Annotated in this window: 17 protein-coding genes; 10 read left to right on the top strand and 7 right to left on the bottom strand. The window is 52.1% G+C overall.

From position 1 onward, the window contains the following. Positions 1-87 precede the first annotated feature (87 nt). The 8 genes from KQI65_16030 (at position 88) to KQI65_15995 (ending at position 9,872) form a co-directional block, all read left to right on the top strand. The gene (locus tag KQI65_16030; protein MCB2206253.1) at positions 88-870 is read left to right on the top strand and encodes a hypothetical protein; all 783 of its coding nucleotides are present in this window, start codon (positions 88-90) and stop codon (positions 868-870) included. After that, positions 867-1,697: a hypothetical protein gene (locus KQI65_16025; protein MCB2206252.1), complete on the top strand. Its 831-nt coding sequence runs from the start codon at positions 867-869 to the stop codon at positions 1,695-1,697. The genes KQI65_16030 and KQI65_16025 overlap by 4 nt, the downstream gene beginning before the upstream one ends. 55 nt (positions 1,698-1,752) lie before the next feature. Continuing rightward, positions 1,753-2,463, top strand: coding sequence for a hypothetical protein (locus KQI65_16020; protein MCB2206251.1), 711 nt, complete (start codon positions 1,753-1,755; stop codon positions 2,461-2,463). Between the two features lie 1,742 nt (positions 2,464-4,205). Continuing rightward, positions 4,206-5,072, top strand: coding sequence for an AAA family ATPase (locus tag KQI65_16015; protein MCB2206250.1), 867 nt, complete (start codon positions 4,206-4,208; stop codon positions 5,070-5,072). Then, positions 5,059-6,120: a hypothetical protein gene (locus KQI65_16010; protein ID MCB2206249.1), complete on the top strand. Its 1,062-nt coding sequence runs from the start codon at positions 5,059-5,061 to the stop codon at positions 6,118-6,120. Before KQI65_16015 ends, KQI65_16010 begins: the two co-directional genes overlap by 14 nt. Then, positions 6,117-7,022 carry an HNH endonuclease gene (locus tag KQI65_16005; GenBank protein MCB2206248.1) on the top strand — a complete coding sequence of 302 codons (906 nt, stop codon included), beginning with the start codon at positions 6,117-6,119 and terminating at the stop codon, positions 7,020-7,022. The genes KQI65_16010 and KQI65_16005 overlap by 4 nt, the downstream gene beginning before the upstream one ends. 587 nt (positions 7,023-7,609) lie before the next feature. Beyond that, complete coding sequence (locus KQI65_16000) at positions 7,610-8,788, top strand: site-specific DNA-methyltransferase (protein ID MCB2206247.1); 1,179 nt, start codon at positions 7,610-7,612, stop codon at positions 8,786-8,788. A 7-nt stretch (positions 8,789-8,795) separates the two neighbouring features. Then, the gene (locus KQI65_15995; protein MCB2206246.1) at positions 8,796-9,872 is read left to right on the top strand and encodes a CfrBI family restriction endonuclease; all 1,077 of its coding nucleotides are present in this window, start codon (positions 8,796-8,798) and stop codon (positions 9,870-9,872) included. A 150-nt stretch (positions 9,873-10,022) separates the two neighbouring features. Here KQI65_15995 and KQI65_15990 read toward each other — a convergent pair whose 3' ends face one another. Further along, positions 10,023-10,436, bottom strand: a complete 414-nt coding sequence (locus tag KQI65_15990) for an HAD family hydrolase (GenBank protein MCB2206245.1) — start codon at positions 10,434-10,436, stop codon at positions 10,023-10,025. A gap of 80 nt (positions 10,437-10,516) precedes the next feature. Between KQI65_15990 and KQI65_15985 the strand changes: the two genes are divergently transcribed. Continuing rightward, a complete protein-coding gene (locus tag KQI65_15985) occupies positions 10,517-11,230 on the top strand; it encodes a DNA-protecting protein DprA (protein ID MCB2206244.1) in 714 nt (237 codons plus the stop codon). On the opposite strand, the gene KQI65_15980 is transcribed toward KQI65_15985, so the two are convergent. From KQI65_15980 to KQI65_15955, 6 genes are all read right to left on the bottom strand, one after another. Then, a complete protein-coding gene (locus KQI65_15980) occupies positions 11,219-11,629 on the bottom strand; it encodes a hypothetical protein (GenBank protein MCB2206243.1) in 411 nt (136 codons plus the stop codon). The genes KQI65_15985 and KQI65_15980 overlap by 12 nt on opposite strands. A gap of 19 nt (positions 11,630-11,648) precedes the next feature. After that, on the bottom strand, positions 11,649-13,949 hold the full coding sequence (locus KQI65_15975) for an ATP-binding protein (GenBank protein MCB2206242.1): 2,301 nt from the start codon (positions 13,947-13,949) through the stop codon (positions 11,649-11,651). A 110-nt stretch (positions 13,950-14,059) separates the two neighbouring features. Further along, the gene (locus KQI65_15970) at positions 14,060-14,764 is read right to left on the bottom strand and encodes a hypothetical protein (protein ID MCB2206241.1); all 705 of its coding nucleotides are present in this window, start codon (positions 14,762-14,764) and stop codon (positions 14,060-14,062) included. 28 nt (positions 14,765-14,792) lie between these two features. Next, a complete protein-coding gene (locus KQI65_15965; GenBank protein ID MCB2206240.1) occupies positions 14,793-15,224 on the bottom strand; it encodes a hypothetical protein in 432 nt (143 codons plus the stop codon). Next, the gene (locus KQI65_15960; protein ID MCB2206239.1) at positions 15,202-15,375 is read right to left on the bottom strand and encodes a hypothetical protein; all 174 of its coding nucleotides are present in this window, start codon (positions 15,373-15,375) and stop codon (positions 15,202-15,204) included. Before KQI65_15960 ends, KQI65_15965 begins: the two co-directional genes overlap by 23 nt. Before the next feature lie 72 nt (positions 15,376-15,447). Further along, on the bottom strand, positions 15,448-16,428 hold the full coding sequence (locus tag KQI65_15955; GenBank protein MCB2206238.1) for a WYL domain-containing protein: 981 nt from the start codon (positions 16,426-16,428) through the stop codon (positions 15,448-15,450). A gap of 146 nt (positions 16,429-16,574) precedes the next feature. Here KQI65_15955 and KQI65_15950 point away from each other — a divergent pair, with 146 nt between their 5' ends. Next, positions 16,575-17,570: an ADP-ribosylglycohydrolase family protein gene (locus KQI65_15950; protein ID MCB2206237.1), complete on the top strand. Its 996-nt coding sequence runs from the start codon at positions 16,575-16,577 to the stop codon at positions 17,568-17,570. Positions 17,571-17,648 lie beyond the last annotated feature (78 nt).

The following is a 17,648-nucleotide window of genomic DNA, read 5'->3' as shown; positions in this document are numbered from 1 at the left end:
GATTGTCCCTATCCGGGAGTATTTTGTATCTTTTCTTTGCATCTACGGCCCATTTAGCTAAGCAAATTATGCCTCACTGGAGAGAACATGACACAAAACAGCTATGTTTTTCCCTTTGGCCAGCCTGTTCGAACTGTGGAGCAAGTTGACCGCACTCCGAAGCGTGCGTTTGTACTCGGTGTTTATGCCAGTGCAGTACACGCACGTTGGATTGGACCGGATGACCGGTCCCGGATCAATGCACTCGCCGTTGCTAGTGAGCCTGAGATCTTCTGGACAGGTGAGGATGCAAGGGTGAAACCTGCTGAAATTATTTCGAGCATTGAACTTCCAGATGGTTCGGGAAGGCTCGAACCCGCAGCCTCAAATCTCAATGGTCCATCCGGTCGCAGCCTCGATAAGGACATCCTCGAGCCGTTAGGGCTCAGTCGCAGTGATACTTGGCTTTGCGACTGTGTCCCGCACGCTTGCATGAATCCTCGCCAAAAGGATGCTGTCAGCAGGGAGTATGACATATTCCCACTCACGAACCTGACTCCATACAGGATGCCGCCCCCACCAACAAAAATGCCAGAGGGACGTCGAGACGATATACTTGATGAAGTACTTGCCTCCGAGGCAGAGCTGCTCATCCTACTCGGAGATAGGCCGCTCGAATGGTTCGTCAGTACGTTCCCCGGAGGGAAAAAGCGCCTGGTAGAATATGCCCCAACGAAAGAAGAATATGGAAATCGTCATCCCTTCTCGATTGGAAGCCACCATCTGGAGATACTCCCTTTGGCGCACCCGCGACAGATTGCTGGTTTGGGAATAACCAGTGGGAATTGGAAAAAATGGCATACCGAATGGAAGAGAAGGATAATCGGATGATACGTATCGCCTGCGTTTTTCTCATATGGTGCTTGACCTCTTTCACATCGCTGTATGCGCAGTGTGGCTACGCAGGTGACGAAGCACAAAATGGATCTTACGCTGTAGAGGAGGTAAGAACTGCAATTGATGACGCAATCGACGAGCTCCGGAATGCAGGAAGCACGGATGACGGTGAGTGGATGAATGCATGTTTACGAAATACACTTGATGCTGTGGAGGCTGCACTGTCTTCAGTAAGTGATGCAACATCCTACTTCTCCAGTGCGGAATCAGAAGCCTACGATGCCAACTGCACAGACTGTGAGGATTACTGTTCCGCTGCGCAGAGCGATCTCAGCGATGTCGAGTCATACCTCTACGATGCTGAAAGAGCTGTTCGTAGAGCTTTGAATACTACGGACCTGAGCGAAGCTTACCACTATATTCGGCGAGCCGCGAACGAGTTGTCGAATGCAGAATCGGAATACTGGGATGTCGAATCAGATGCATCTTCGGCCGTTGATGAATGTGAGGGCGATTCGTATATCATCTCTAGACCTCCGGTGCGACCCCAGTCCCACGGTGGCACAGTGCACTTCCTGAACGATTCGAATGTAGATGTTCATATTCAGTTGAAGTACGACAACGGACAATGGAATAATCATACACTCAATCCCCACCATTACTTCACTATCCCCGTAGCAGCGAACGGATATAATCATGTGTCCGTGCGGTTTGCCGCACGTAGTGGTGAGATGAAAACCTATCGTCTTGAGATGAACCAAAGATATAAGATTGCATTTGATTTCGATACACGCTCTTGGGACGTTTACCGTATTCCCTGAGCTTACGACTAACACATTTCAGTTCAATATCCGCATTTTTTGAGGATAGTTGGTTTTGACAGAAACGGATAGCCTACATCAAAGGCAGGAACTTGGTCATAGTCTGGGAGACTTCGCGCTGCTCACCATGCGTAGCATCCCATCGGTCGAAGTGGCAATGCATCGAAAACGAAATCCGCACATGGTGCTGAATGATCCAGCATGCCACTGGGCCTGGTTGCAACCCGAACAGCGAGAGGACAGAATTGTCTTTCGGCTGGACCTCCATGCAGGTGACAGTATCACTCAGGCGAAAGCGCTGTACCGGGAGCTCGTGCTCGACAAGCTGCTCGCTCTTTCAAGGAAGGAGGAGTGGACGGTTGTACCAAACGTTCGGTTCTCCTTCATGAGCACCGGGCTGCATGAATCGTACCCGGTGATGGGTTTGAAATTATACGCGCAATTCTGGATCCAGCATGCGGAGTTTATTAAGAAGGTGCATCGTGGTGTTGGCGACTTCGGAGGGATCACAGATTGGCTCAGGGAAGCTGCGTTCATATCAGACGACGATGTTCGAGAGCTCCATAGACTTTTCCACGACTCGAAGCGTGACCACATGCACTTCTTCCCGCGGCTGAGCCTTTATCGGCGCTGGCCAGTGGCGGAGCAAATGCGCGGGATGGGCGAGCAGGCATTCGCTCAGGAAGTATATGGAGCTCTCTCAGACGCACAGGACTGTTGGTCCCAATCGAACCCGCACAACCTATCTCATGCAGGAGTACAGTAATGGCAATGGAAAAAGTCCGGTCACTTCTGTCAGAATTTGCCAAGATTGCTGACAGCTACTACGGTGAGGATCCGCATATTGCCAAGCGATACCGCTTCATTCAGGAGTTTTTTCAACCGGAAAAGTTGGAATCGCTGGAGGCGACTGATATCGAGCAATTGGGGAAAATGCTCGATTGCTTTCTCTCGCTGGCTGTCGCACGCGCGGCTGCAACGGTGCATCTCAAGCATCCACTTCCGCATTACCGTAACAGCTTCAACTATCTGGCGCACGGTGAAGAGGATCTTAGCACGCGTGTGGACCGCTTCCATAAGGATGAAGAGTATAAGTTGAATTTCTTTGGGAAAAGCGCCACCAGCGAGATACTTGCATACCTTTTCCCAGACGATTTTGCGCTCTATAATTCAAGAGATCAGTGGGCGATGGAATACCTCGGGATCGAGGTGCCTAAAAAACGTGGCGCCTCCTTTTCCGAACAATTGCGAGCTGTGCACGCGCATCTTGCGCCGGTCCGGGAAGCGTACGAGGAGATTGTTGGTGCTAGAACCGAGCTGCCGCTCGCACTTGAGGTAGATCAGTTCTTCAACTGGCTTTACGAGTCGTACTCTGAAAAGCAACGCAAAATCGCAGCAAATGCCGCCGCCTCGACGACGGAAGCTACAGGAGATACTCCTTCAACAGATCCCACTGTCCCTGCGATTGAGGATGGAGTAAATTACTGGACGTTAGCCGGGGGAGCTGGGGGCGAGATGATTGGCGATTTTCTCGAGGACTCAATCATTGCCATGGGGGGTACGGAGATTGGTGATTTGACGCAGTTCCCATCATCTGATGAGATTGGTGCAGCCATGCACCGCGTTTATCCGGATCGTGGCTCAATGGTGAACGATATCAAAGGCTATCATGAATTTGCCTATGTGATGAAGCCCGGTGATCATATCCTTTTGAAACAAGGCAGAGATAAACTGTTCGCCCACGGAATCGTGGAATCCGAATACAGATTTGAGCAGGGAAGGGGAGAGTATCCGCATGTGCGTGACGTACGTTGGTTGCGTACGTCAGAAGTCGCGGTGGGTAGGGAGAACTACATGGCGATCAAGGCCTTGACGCGTGTAACGCGATACCGGGATTTCATTTCTCGCCTCTTGCAACTGCTATACGGAGCAGCGGTGTTGCAGGACGGATTTGTGGAGCCATTCAGGAGCTTGTTCCGAACACGTGAAATTGCAGAGACAATTTTTGACTGGATGCGGCAGACAGCGGATCAACTCGGGATTACCGAACCGGATGACACCCTCTTTCGCGTTAACTTCCGTCATAGGAAGCGCTCCATCCGCTTTATCTATGGTGGTTGGACAGTCATGGGATTCACCACTCTAGCGAGCAAGAAAACCGGTCTGAGTCTCATTTTTGAGAGAGATAAGGTCCCAGAATTATCTGACCAACTTCGATGGTCTATGAAGGACAGCGGACCAGGGATTGGCATGTACAGGGTTGACCTCACAACATTCCTCGAAAATGAGCAGCTACAGCAGCTATACCTTGAGGCGCTTGATATTGCTCGGGAAAAATTTTCCGGCTGGCGATCGACAAAGGGCATCTCACTGAACATCCCTGAGTTGTGCAAAGCCATTTTCGACGAAGGTTTTCGGGACCATCTTTATGCAAATGGCCTTGATGTGTCGGATGAAGAGTTGGATGGAGAGGATGAGTTTGAAGCTGCTGAAGAGTACACGCGGGATATGGCGTTGAGCGGGCTCTTTTTCCCGGAATCGGAGTTCGACAGCATGATGCGCGCACTCACGCAGAAAAAGAATATTGTGCTGCAGGGACCGCCGGGTGTAGGGAAGACCTTCATCGCAAAACGGCTCGCATACTATCTCATGGGAGAAAAAGCCGAATCCCGTGTAAAGGTGGTGCAATTCCACCAGTCCTATTCCTATGAAGACTTCATTCAGGGGTATCGTCCGACAACGGACGGTGGTTTCGTGCTAAAGGATGGGATTTTCCATGAGTTTTGCGCGGAAGCGCGAAGGCAGCCCGAGAAGAAATTCGTGCTCATTATCGATGAGATCAACCGTGGCAATCTCAGCAAGATTTTCGGCGAGCTCCTGATGCTGATTGAAGCGGATAAGCGAGGACCAGATTTCCAGGTTACCCTGGCCTATGCCGAATCATCCGAGGACTTTTTCTATATCCCCGAAAACATATACCTCATCGGTACGATGAACACGGCCGATCGTTCACTTGCTATCGTCGATTACGCCTTGCGTCGTCGCTTTCGCTTCATCACGCTTCATCCGCAGTTCGGCAGTTCGAAATTCAGGGATTTCCTCCTTGAGCGTCGCGCTGATGAAGTCCTGCTTGATAATATCATCGCAAAGCTGCAGGCATTGAATGATATGATTGCGAGTGACACCAAGAACTTGGGACCAGGCTACCAGGTGGGACACAGCTACTTTTGTCCGGTTATAGGTACCGCACCCACAGCGGAATGGTATGCCACAGTGATCGAACATGAGATAGCTCCGTTGCTCGAAGAGTACTGGTTCGATGACAATGCACGTGTGCGAAACCTGATCGAAAGCTTGAAGCTTGATGATCGCTAGCAGTATCCCCATAGAGAACATTTATTTTCTGCTCTGCTACGCCTGGAACAGGTTGGAAGAGAAGGACCAGGTATCGGTGGATACGGCTAAAACCACCGACCTACTGAACCTGCTGTCCCGAGTGCTCGATGGAGGATTGAGTCACCTTATCCGTCGTGGATATGATCGTGGATATATGACGCAGGAAGAAGATACACAGGTGCTACGTGGGAGATTGCTTTCCACGGAAACAATGAATCGCAATCTGCGGAGATCCGCCCGGGTCCGCTGCGCCCACGACGAGTTGAGCTACGATGTGCTGCACAATCGCATCCTTAAGGCGACGCTCCGTCTTCTCCTCCGCACGCACGGTATCGACGGTGACATCGTTGCGAATCTTGTTGACCACAGGCACCGTATGCACAGCGTGAGCGACATCGAGATATCCGACAGCGTGTTTTCGCGAGTTGTACTCCACCGCAATAATTTTTTCTATGACTTTCTGCTCAAGATCTCCAGGCTGATCTTTCACAATCTCCTTCCAAGTGAGGAGGCAGGAGGGTATCAATTCCGTGACTTCATCACGGATGAGCATCGAATGCGGTTACTGTTTGAAGAATTCATCCGGAATTTCTATGCGCATGAGTTGCACGGATGGAAAGTGAAACGTGATATCGTTCCATGGCAGTTGTTCTCCGACAACCAGGAATCCCTGGCCGTTTTGCCGCGGATGGAAACCGACGTTTCGCTCCACCGCGATAATCACCGTGCTGTCATTGAGTGCAAATTCACCGCCAGGCATTTCCAGCAGCGGGACGAGCAGTACAAGAAGACCTTTCGTTCAGGGCACATGTATCAACTGAACGCTTATCTTCTGAATATCCACGATCAGGCACCAAGCACCTCGTTGGAGGGGATTCTTCTCTATCCCACCGTTGGTGAACGGTTGCGCCATAGCTTTACCAATTCCCGTGGTCAAAGATTACGAATCTGGTCAGTCGACCTCAACGCCCCATGGCATGTAATCCACACCGAACTATGCGACTTGCTTGAGGAGAATACGAATTGAGTTCAAGTACCAATACTGATCATCTCATCCGTATGACCGCGTTTGACTGGCTTGGAAAGAATGCCGATCCAGAAACCGGGATGATAACCTGGAAGAAACTGCTGGAAGGGTTTCAATTCGATGGCCAGAAAATCATCCTTGTGCAGCAGCGTGGTATTGTCAAACCGAAACAGATGGATTATCCGCTCTCAATTCGAACGAGTCCGAAGGACCCCTACGGAGACAGTTTCGAGGGAGAAGATGTTCTGCTCTACCGATACTATGGCACGGATCCGAAGCACGCAGATAACCGTGGGCTTCGTGAGGCGATGAATCGGCAGTTGCCGCTGGTGTACTTGAAAGGGATCTCTCCGGGAAACTACTGTGCGGTATGGCCCGTCTACATCATTGGTGATGATCCGGACAACCTTCGCTTCCGGGCTGCCGCAGACATGCAAATCTCGTTCAACATTGAACAGAAGGCTGATGCACAGATCATCTCCATCCGCCGCGGCTATGCCACCGCGCAGGTGAAGGTCCGCCTTTTCCAGCAGAGCTTCCGGGACATCGTTATGCGAGCCTACCGCTCAACCTGCAGTTTCTGCCAGTTGAAACACGCCGAGTTGCTCGATGCCGCACATATCATCCCAGACAGCGATGAACTGGGTGTACCCGAAGTCACAAACGGCCTCGCTCTCTGCAAAATCCACCATGCCGCATTCGACCGCCAAATCCTTGGAATTACACCGGATTACGAGATCAAAGTTCAGCAATCCATCCTGGAGGAAGTCGATGGACCGATGCTTCGATGGGGACTGCAGGAAATGGCAGGGAGGAAGCTCCATCTGCCACACGATCACGCCCAGTGGCCGGACAGCGATCGTTTGGAGATGAGATATGAAGAGTTTCTTAAAGCGGGCTAGGTGCGAGTGTTGATAATGTGAAGATGCACATCCTAGCCGGACGGTTCTAACGAGTTTTTACCATAACATTTCACTGAGCCATAACACCGGTTGACATTGAAGGACGGGTAAAGTAGATTACATCTAGCGTGAAGAATATCTTCACGCCTCCTAGCTTTTTGAGCGGGCCTCTCGCCCGCTTCAGCGGAGCGTTACAAGACATTGCTGTGACGCTCCGTATTTTATACCCCTGTGAAACAAACTCTTGCAACGGGTGTGACTATACGAACGGCAGGTCGGATTATCATTTTTTGCGGAATACATCAGACGTACGTATCTTCAAGGCATAATTACCACGGAGTGTGATGTATGAGCACAGCCGAAGTTGATGGTTCATTCGATTTTGATTCTATCCCACTTGGGCATTCACGAGTATTAGTGACTGATGAGTACGGATTTACGACTGTCCTGAGGGTACCGGGAGGTTGGATAGTTCGATTGCATAAGCTCAGGGACAATCAGAAGACGTCGGAAGTAATCACAGCGATATTTGTACCAGAGGATTCCTTCGGATTGTGAGATGAATTTATTTATCCTAGAGGTTCGATTTGGGACAAAACAGTAGGGCAAATTACCGAGTCAATACTACAAAGGAAGCAAAAACAATTGCTTCCAGGTTGCTCAAAGAGTATGAGCTTCAGAAGGTTACGAAGTTTGGCTTGCCGGAAATCGACGACAGATATCACTACTGGAGAGTTCCAATTCTAGCAGAAAATGGAGAACGAATAGGCGAAATAGTTATTGATGCACGCAGCAGTTTAGTCGTAGGTAAAAAGTCTACGACAAAGGATCAGTTGGAAGCAAGATTGTTGAAAAGGCCGGGGCATAGGAAGAAGAGGGTAAGTGACGTAAATCAGAGGCCCAAAATATCCAGCCTCAGAAATACGATTGGTCTAGGTGATTCGGAGGAACTACTCCTTGAGACACCAGCAGAATCTGTTGATTTAGTCTTTACGAGCCCACCATATTTTAATGCGCGTCCTGAATACGCTGACTACTTAGAATACGACGCGTACCTAAATAAAATGCAGAGAATCTTCCATCAGTGCCATCGAGTTCTGCAAGAAGGAAGGATGATCGTTGTCAATGTATCACCAGTTCTGATTCGCAGAGCAAGCAGAAATGAAGCATCAAAAAGAATAGCTGTTCCTTTTGATTTTCATCGAATACTCATAGAGGAAGGATTCGATTTTATCGATGATATCATATGGGTGAAACCTGAGGGCGCAGGGTGGGCTACAGGTAGGGGCAGAAGATTCGCAGCGGATAGAAATCCTATGCAGTATAAACCTGTGCCAGTCACTGAGTATGTGCTGGTATATAGAAAAAAAACGAGTAAACTTATTGATTGGCATATTCGAAAGCACCCCGACAAATCGATAGTTGAACAGTCGAAGATTGGGGATGGCTACCAAAAAACAAACATCTGGAAAATCCATCCCGCGTTTTCAAAAAAACACCCAGCAGTCTTCCCCGACCAGCTAGCTCAAAATGTAATTCGATATTATAGTTTTATCAATGATGTAGTCCTAGACCCATTCGGAGGGATCGGAACGACGTCACGCGTCGCACATAAAAATGGGAGACGATTTGTCCATTATGAGGTGAATCCGGATTATGTGGAATTCATTAAACGTGATCTATGTAATTGGTACTTGGGCGATCCTGATGAGATTACCTGGGTGAACACCGAGATCCCAAGAAGTATACAAACAGGTTTTAAGTGAGATAGGCATGAAACGAATCACAATGAATATCCCTGAAACAGGTAAATCTCTGGTTAAGTATTCTGGAAAGCAAGTTGTCGACAAGCTTGGTCAAGATGCAATAAGAGATGTCGTATGCGATGTATTAGCAGGTACAAACGTCCGCTCGTTAACAGAAAACTTGACTCGACGAAGACTTGCTTTGTCTAATGCTGCGATGCTGGTAACATACTTAAAATCAAGCGCATCTATTAAGGACTTCACAGATAATATGTCTTCGATCATCGCGGGTGAATTGAAGCAAAAAAAAATGTCAATAGAAGAGAAGCAGTATCTCCATTGGTTAGTAGGACTGACTAATAAGAGCATTCAAAATGTACTTCGCAGTAATGAAGATGAGTTGAAAGGCTATCTCGAGACATTGGAGAAATCGATAGTAGAGTCAGCAAACGATAGTAGCAAGCTGTATGGTGAGCTTGAGGGAAGAATAGAAATTCAGGACGCGACTTACAATGTAAATTGGAGAGATGTACTTCAGTTATTTATGGCAATTGGGGCTCAGACGCTCTCGATTCGTGGATCTGAGAAATCGTTATATGGAAAGCTTTTTGAGAAACTCGTGTTGGGCTCTGCCCTAACAGTACTCGGATTTGAAAAAGTCGACGTAGACGATACTACGAAGGTAAAGGGTGTGTTTTGGCTTTCTCAGCGTGAGGATAAACGCGAGAGTGATGCAACAGTACTCGTTAAACCGGGACTCGGTGTAAGATTTGATATTGGTTTCATCGGGGCTGGAAATCCGGAAATATCATTGGATAAGGTGTCAAGATTTGAACGATATATGGAGAGGGGAGATGAAAACCACTCCATGGTAACAATCATATTGGTCGACAGAATTGGCGAGAAAAGTCGTATCGTGGATATCGCTCGAGAGATCGAAGGGGAGATTATCCAAATGAGTATGTCGAATTGGACAAAAGAGTTGTCCGATGTTCTTTTGGCTCGTACTAAATATACATCACCGATCCACAAGATGAGCGACACGAGAAGGGTAAGGCACATTAGAAAGCAGATGGAATCTATTGACTTAAATAGCTTTGTGTAGTATGAAAGATGTTGATGAATTAATGTATGCGATTACCCGAACTGAAATAAATCTTTGACGGGACTACATATTCTGTCTGAGCGATAAAGTGAAGATTACGACCTTGTGATGGTGCCAATCTGGCAATTTCTTCTGGCTTTCGAATACAGTTCACGGTAATCGAAACGGCTTTAGCGCGTGGAAAACTTGAATTTGTTCGGCATATCGTGAAAACAAATCCAGCACCGTATCATCATCATCAAAAAATACCTGCACCCCCTCCGCCTCGCAGATGTGTACCTTCTGCCAGAGGTAGCGTTCGAGGTAGCTGAGTTCGGGTGGGGGATCGCCGAGCATGGCAGCGCCTTCGGGGAGGAGGATGAGCTTGGAGTAGCGGATGCCGAGTAGACGCATTTCGGCCTGGGTTTCGGTGCGGGTGAGGGCGGTATTAGAGCGCGCGGAAACGATGATGACTTTACCGCCTTCCCGGTATACGGCTTCGGAGAGCATGCGGAAGAATTCGGGGGCGGCGGTGATTGTGCCGTCGATGTCGAGCCCCACGATCATGCGCTGTTTCTTGTCCATGGCTTCATACCTCCTTATGTTATGACGTTTCATTGCTTTTTGGCACGGTTTTCCTGCTCACATCCCTGGACCCTGGATCAATGCAGCATGTGACCATATCTGCCGGAGACGAGACGTTTCCAAGTCGGCTCTCCGATTTGAAGGACATGCCGGAGAAGCTGTATTGCCGGGGTGATGTCTCGGCTCTGTCAGCCCGTCCGCTGATTGCCATTGTCGGGAAGCGTCAATGCACGGACTTTGGCGCGCAAAGTGCGAGGGAGCTGGCGTCCTTTCTCACTGCTCACGGATACAATGTCGTCAGCGGACTCGCTCTCGGGATTGATACGGCCGCGCATCAGGGGGCGCTCGAGGCCGAGGGACAAACCGTGGCTGTCCTTTACGATATCCGCAGGGTACAGCCGGCAGCGAATGCTCCGCTGGCAGAGGAAATTCTGTCGACGGGCGGACTCCTGATCTCTGAAAATCCGCCGGGTACGGTCTATGCTGCGCGGCATCTGATACGCAGAAACAGAATCATCACTGCGCTGGCATCTGCTATATTCATTATTGAAACGGACGGTCAAGGGGGCTCTGTCCACACGCTTCGCTACGCGCGAGAGTGTGGACGACCGGTGTTCTGTATTCATCCCGAAGAACTCGAACAGCATTCCACCCCTGCCTACGCTTCGGGCATTTCACGCATCGTCAGTGAACCTGGAAGCTGGGTCTATCGAACGCAGCAGAAGGATGAACTGCTGCATTCGATGGATGAAGCCTTGTCCGGGAAGTGGCGTAACCTCTCGTCACGGAAATAATCGTATCACCTCGGGCAGACCGACATTCCAGAATGCGGGGGTGACAGGCATTCTCTGGAAAAATTCGTACGCGGCCGGTGCGCTCAAAGCTTCGCCGTTACCGAGATGGACATCGATCAGATTCAGTCCTGAAAGCGTTGTCAGCGCATTGGCGATCACGGTATCTCCAATACCCTCCAGGTTCTCGTTCGTGAAAATCTCGCTTCCAATCACACGGCGCTCGCCGTAGTTGCTGAGGCGCGCGATCATGGCAAACACGTCGATCGTTCTGTCGTCAAGATCTTCTTCCAGGATTTCCCGGATGTTTTCGTAGCTGCCGCTCAGCAGCGTGGTACGCGGATCGATATACGCGGTAGCATGATCTTCGAGATGTTCGCGGAGAATTTCCTGCTGTTCCATGATGACTCCTTTCGTTTTATCAGTTGAGATTGTCTGCGTGAAAACCGAGGTGCGACCCGCTGCCGGGTGTTCGGTCGAATCTTCCTTCCTCTTCGAGCTGACAGGCGTGGAGGAGGTCGGACTGCATCAGGCAGTCTCCCCGGCGCGCCGCGATTCGGAGGGCGTTGGCGGCGGCCACGGCGATCTGTCCTCCGCTGAATGCAAAGCGCAGCGCTAATGCAGGCAGGTTGAGGTCATCACTGAGTGGTACACCTGCAGGAATATGCGTTAGCCAGAGGGCAAGCCTCGTGCCTCTGTCCGGCATCGGGAACACGAGTTTGTAATCGAAACGACGGCTGAAGGCGTCGTCCATTGTTTCAACCAGATTCGTGGTGGCGATGAGTATGCCGGGGAAGCGCTCGAGTTCCTCCAGCAGGATGTTTTGCAGCCTGTGCTCAGTCTGGTCAGTGGAGCGGGAGCTTTCCGCGGAACGTGTCATGAGCAGCTGATCGCATTCGTTGAGCAGAAGCACGGGGGCTTTGTCTGCTTTCTTTGCATGCCGGGCGTAGTGGCGGAACATCTGCTGCATGTTGCGCTCGCTGCGGCCGTACCAGGATGACAGAAGTTTCCCGGCGTCTGTGATGAACAGTTCTCGCCCGAGCGCACCTGCGAAGGCTTCGGCGGTGAAGGTTTTTCCCGTTCCTGCCGGACCGCTGAACAGCATGAGCAGGGAGCCATGCTGACGTCCTGCCGTAATACTCTCCACACCCCAGCTGCGCAGCAGGCTCTGCAGCTCTCCCGAAACTGCGCCGAGGGCATCACCGAGATTGTCCACCAGATCTGAAGGCAAAACTGCTTCCGAAAGTGTATGTCCCGGTGTGCGGCGTTCAAAAAAGCTCATTCCCACCTTCTCGACCGTATCCTTCCCGGTTACACTTTCGTCTGCAATGATGCGATGGAGAACGTCCTGCGGCACGGTGAAATCCCGGCTTGCCATGAAGCCCTCTTCGATTTCAATCAATCCTTCCCGCAGGAGTGGAGCATCCTCCGCGAAATACTGCTTCATGCGGAGACGCTCGAAGAGATTTCCTCCCGCCAGCAGGGCCGTGGCGTTTGAAAGGTCGAATGCACCATCCCGCAGTGCCATGTACACACCGATGGCGAGGAGGATGCGCTCGTTGGTGTCGAGTCCGGCATCGCGGGACATCTGCTCGAGTGGATAGCAGGCTTCCGTGCAGCGCACGCGGCGCGCGAAGGAGGAAAAGGCGGGGTGCTCGGTGGCAGGAATGCCGCTTCCGTTGCGCCGGCGTCGGCGACGCATGTGCAAGGGCATGTTTTCATTGTCCCCGATCAGCACTCGAACCACATTCATCCAGCCGGTGACGTATTCTTCATTGCTCGCGAAGGGAGTGGGTTCGTCCTTGCTTCCACCACCTGCGATGTCAGGCATGTCGCCATCGCTCAGCAGCCAGCGGCTGATGTCGTCGTTGAGACTGACATCCAGCTGCGGAGTGGGAAAGTCGCCATGCAGTTCGAGGATGCCAGCCGAGACAAGGGTACCACCGTCTTCAAAATACTGCCGCGTTTCAAAGCGCTCGAGAATGCCGTTCCCCCCGAGCGTAACAAGATCGCGCACTTCGGGAGTGTCGCTTTCAAGTTCTGCGGCCAGCGTGTAAAGGATGAAGGTCCATTCCAGGCGGCTGAGCTCCAGCTGCTGCGCCAGGCGTTCGAGCGGTGGAAGAGGGTCCGACTCTGCTGCGCGACGGCGGAGCAGCGTATACCGCCCGTCCAGATCGTCAGACTTCTCCGGTTCTTCATGGCGCATACGCCGACGTTCACGACGAATCTTGACGCTGTCAGCATAGCGTTCGATGTAGTCGAAGCAGTCCCGCAGGTACTGCTGGTTCGAACGGTATCCATCTGCCGCGAGGGCAGGATCATAGGATGGATCACGCAGCCGCAGTCCCACCCGCAAATCGGTACTGGCGCGCTCACGCAGCAGTGAACGAAGCTGTGTGGAGGGAGTCTCTGTCTCTCCACCCTCTGTCAGCACCGCCACCAGCTCCCTTTCTGCGAGAGCGCCCAGCACCACGTCCCACCTGACGGACATGCGGTAATCATGCTTTGCACATGCACGCAGATGCAGCATGGTGACCACCTCGTTGCCGCGACGGGTTTCCCGAACGAGAATGGCCAGCGCGGCGAGTTCTTCCTCCGAGCATCCGGGGTCCACCACAGACGCGGCTGCCCGCATTTCCTCCCGAATGCGCTTTCGGCTGCCGTCTTGCAGCACAGATGCCAGTTCTTCCAGTGTCTCCAGTATGGTGATGTCCTCTTGCATGGCTTTCCTCTTGTTCGTTGATCTTCCATACAAGTTAAAGGCCAGTATGTCAGATCATGACGAACTGAAAAACTGATGATTTTTGTTGTGTTTTTATCTGCAGAGGGGAGTCACCGGCGGACGCGGAAGGCGTGAATGCGGTTTTCATGGAAACGGAGAGTGTAATCCTGCCGCAAATCGCCTTCCATTTGAGGAAGTTCGAAGACGACGAGGTGGCTGACCTGGTGATGGCGCGTGAGCCAGCGGATGACGGCACTGCATTCGTTGCGGGGAAGGAGTCCTGTCAAATCATCAATGACGACGGGCAGGCGCGCGTTCCAGATGCGCCTGGCGATGAGGTGCACGGTGAAGACGACGACGGCAAGTTCGGAAAGGCCAAGCTGACGGATACAGCGCATGGGAGCATCCGACAGTATTGCAGCAGAGACGGCTTCGCGCGTGGGGGAGGGGAGTCCCAGTTCTTCGAGGGACCGCAGTTCGATTTCCAGCTGCGCCCTGAAGCGGGCTGCGTGCGCAGGGGCATCGAGCAGCGAAAGCATATCCGACGGAAACGGATCCTGCAGCGTTTCGGTATCGAACAGCGTCCACTGCTGCAGACTCTCCGGGATGCTGATGTTGCGCTTCACATGCCGCAGCACATGATCCGGCGTCTGCGGCGCGGTCAGCAGTCGCGCCAGCGTGCTTTTCCCCGAGCCGCCCCAGCCGGTAATGAGCGTGCGATGCCGGTGAAAGAGCAGCTTTGTGTTCGCTGCGATGCGCGGATGGTGTCCGACAAGCAGGGATTCAAATCGCAGGTAACTGGCGGCACTTTCCATGTATGCAAGCTAGCTGCCAGATATTCAATTATTGCAAATCTGAATCGGCATCCTCGAAATTCCAATCCTCAGGATAATGCTTTTCCTCGAGTACCCGCGCTACTCTTCCATCCTCCATCAGCAGGGAGACCTCATGCTCATAGCGCGTGTAATGCTCGTCATGCGTATACTCCATCTCATCTCCGCCCGCCAGACGCAGCTCACCCGACACCCAGTCTGCGAACATGGGTCCATCCCCCGTGAGTCTGTATATCCCATCGAAACCTGTGAGAAATAGCTTTTCGTCTTCAACCTGCCAGAAGGCAATGTAGCGCCGCCAGCAGGCGGTGGACCAGAGCAGGCTCTTCTCCCCGAGCGCAACTCTCTGTATGCGGCGTCTTCGGTGTGGAATGCGGACGATGCTGATCAGACGCATGCTGCGGTCACCGTACGTGATTCTATCCTTTATCTGAACGGTCATGCTTTCTCCTTTTCCAGTATCGCCTCAGCAGCATTATAAGTCTCGTATCGATGCGGGCGAACACTGCGAGTGTACGGAGGAGCATGGACGCGAGCTGGCAGTACATCACGAGGACGAGGATGTCGAGCACCTGTCGAATGGCATCAATCATCGTGCAGCTTCATGTTGGCGATATCGTTGTCCGTTGAACTTTCAACACATGAAAACCTGCACGATGCCGGACTCACCCGCAGTGCAGCTTCCGGTAATTTCTGCTCATCTCCTTGATCGTCGCTGCCATTTCCTTGCGGAGCGAGGAGGGCTCGAGCACTTCGGCGAACTGACCCCAGCGGAGTATCCAGGCGATAAGTTCCTTGGAAGGCCCCAGGTGCATACGCAGGGTCAGGTTTCCCTCATCATCACGCGACATCGATTGCGTGGGATGCCAGCGACGGGATTCTATGGAGGGAACCACAGTTTTGTCAAAACGGATGACGACGTCCACCGGCTTCTCATACCATATGCCGAAGCTGCTGCGCAGTACCTCGGAGAGACTGAAGGACTCATCCCGCACAAAGGTATCTTCAGTCAATTCCACACTTTTGAAGCGTGAGAGTGCGAGATAGATAGTGTCCGTATGCGGCGGGACCTGTCCGAGCACATAGAGGGTCCCGTTATGTATCAGCAGCGAGTACGGATGCAGGCGGTAGCGTTTGCTGCGATACTGCACCTTGACGACGCGGCTCTGCACGATGCTGTGGAACAGGTCGCGCAGCATATCCGCCCGGTCCGCAAGATCCAGCTTCCCGGGTTGGTGCACATGAAGGTAGGTCCCTGAAAATGCGTCCGGCGCCGCAATCGCGTCCGGCGGCAAGAGCTGATGCAGCTTCTCGAACACCGTGGCCATATCCGTTTCAATGCGCGTCCCTGCAAAAACCTCGCGGAACTGCACGAGCAGTACAGCGGCCAGCGCCTCTTCCGCTGTAAGCAGTTCCGGAATGAACTTGAATGCACGGTCGAGGGAATAGTATTTTTCGTTGTGCGCGCCGGCTTCGATTTTCAGTGGAATATTCGCCGCATCGATTTTCATGAGTGTGCGCTGCAGCGTCTGCTTCGATTCCTTCCGGTCGAAGTAATCGTACAGCTGCTTCACCGTCACGTTCTCGTGAGTACTCAGCAGGTGCAGAATGCGCAGTGCGCGGGTGAGCATAGTTTCGTCTGCCATGAATTCCTCTTCGCAGATTTGTTTTCAAGCTAGTGGTCAGATTGTCATACTCCGACAATCTACACGATAAGTTTATCAGGGAAAATGCCTGCCCCAATACGCTCAGGCGCAGGGACTCATCCAGGAGAAACGGAGCAGCGACAGCAATGCAGAGGACGACAGAGACACCGCTTTTTGAACACATTCGTGCGGCAATACTCGGAGCGGTCGTTGGTGACGTACTCGGTGTACCATACGAGTTTATTTCGCGTGAGAAGATGCAGGCGCGTCCGGCAACCGGGATGACGGGAGCGGGGACACACCAGCAAATGCGCGGTACATGGTCGGACGATTCATCCATGCTGCTCTGTACGGCGGAACACCTGACCACGGGATTCAATATTGCGCAGCTGGGGAGGGGCTTTTTGCGCTGGTTTGACACGGGATATATGACTCCTGATGGAAAGGTGTTCGATTTCGGACTGACTACCGGACTCGCGATGGACAGGATTCGGGAAGGCATGCCGGTGGAGAAGTGTGGTCTTGAAGACGAGGACAGCAACGGGAACGGTTCGCTCATGCGGATACTCCCGGTAGGAATCTGGGCGTATCGGTTTCATGAGCGTGGCATCATTCGCGCTGCATCTATCGTCTCCGCGATCACGCATGCGCATCCGCGTTCGCAGCTGGCCTGCGGACTCTACTGCCTTGTCGTCAGTACCCTGATGAGAATCATCGAGGAAAAGGGGAGCGACTTTGATCGTCCCGCAGTTTTGAATTACGTCATGTGGAAACTGCGAAATCCTGATCCCGAGGTTTTCTTTCCCCGAAGCTTGAAGCAGGAGCTGAAGCATTTCGACCGCCTGCTCTCGCCCGATTTTGCCGAGCTGCCGGAATCCGAGATCCGTTCGAGTGGCTATGTGGTGCATACTCTTGAAGCCGCGCTGTGGTGCGTGCTGACCACGACCTCGTACCGCGATGCCGTGCTCAAGGCGGTCAATCTGGGGGAGGACACCGACACGACCGCCAGCGTTGCCGGGGGACTGGCCGGACTCCTGTACGGTCCGGGTTGCATTCCCCAAATGTGGCTGCACGATGTGCGGAGCTTTGCCTTTATTAAAAGGGTTGTGGACCGATTTGCCTTTAAAGTCTGTAATTCGTAATTAGACGCATACGCTTCGATGTATGCAAGCAGCGTGTCCCTCATCCACCGGGGGGGCAACGGGACAAAGGGCAGGAAA

It is taken from the genome of bacterium, assembly GCA_020444325.1.
Taxonomy (GTDB): domain Bacteria; phylum Bacteroidota; class Ignavibacteria; order SZUA-365; family SZUA-365; genus BM516.
Note: the sequence above shows the minus strand (reverse complement) of the source record. Positions and strands in the feature narration are given on the sequence as shown.

What these genes read in the sequence shown, in the direction of transcription:
- KQI65_15950 (MCB2206237.1), top strand. Translation starts at nt 16,575, where the DNA reads ATGCAGAGGACGACAGAGACACCGCTTTTTGAACACATTCGTGCGGCA.
- KQI65_16025 (MCB2206252.1), top strand. Translation starts at nt 867, where the DNA reads ATGATACGTATCGCCTGCGTTTTTCTCATATGGTGCTTGACCTCTTTC.
- KQI65_15995 (MCB2206246.1), top strand. Translation starts at nt 8,796, where the DNA reads ATGAAACGAATCACAATGAATATCCCTGAAACAGGTAAATCTCTGGTT.
- KQI65_15975 (MCB2206242.1), bottom strand. Translation starts at nt 13,949, where the DNA reads ATGCAAGAGGACATCACCATACTGGAGACACTGGAAGAACTGGCATCT.
- KQI65_15980 (MCB2206243.1), bottom strand. Translation starts at nt 11,629, where the DNA reads ATGGAACAGCAGGAAATTCTCCGCGAACATCTCGAAGATCATGCTACC.
- KQI65_15955 (MCB2206238.1), bottom strand. Translation starts at nt 16,428, where the DNA reads ATGGCAGACGAAACTATGCTCACCCGCGCACTGCGCATTCTGCACCTG.
- KQI65_15990 (MCB2206245.1), bottom strand. Translation starts at nt 10,436, where the DNA reads ATGGACAAGAAACAGCGCATGATCGTGGGGCTCGACATCGACGGCACA.
- KQI65_16015 (MCB2206250.1), top strand. Translation starts at nt 4,206, where the DNA reads ATGGCGTTGAGCGGGCTCTTTTTCCCGGAATCGGAGTTCGACAGCATG.
- KQI65_15960 (MCB2206239.1), bottom strand. Translation starts at nt 15,375, where the DNA reads ATGATTGATGCCATTCGACAGGTGCTCGACATCCTCGTCCTCGTGATG.
- KQI65_15965 (MCB2206240.1), bottom strand. Translation starts at nt 15,224, where the DNA reads ATGACCGTTCAGATAAAGGATAGAATCACGTACGGTGACCGCAGCATG.
- KQI65_15985 (MCB2206244.1), top strand. Translation starts at nt 10,517, where the DNA reads ATGCAGCATGTGACCATATCTGCCGGAGACGAGACGTTTCCAAGTCGG.
- KQI65_16030 (MCB2206253.1), top strand. Translation starts at nt 88, where the DNA reads ATGACACAAAACAGCTATGTTTTTCCCTTTGGCCAGCCTGTTCGAACT.
- KQI65_15970 (MCB2206241.1), bottom strand. Translation starts at nt 14,764, where the DNA reads ATGGAAAGTGCCGCCAGTTACCTGCGATTTGAATCCCTGCTTGTCGGA.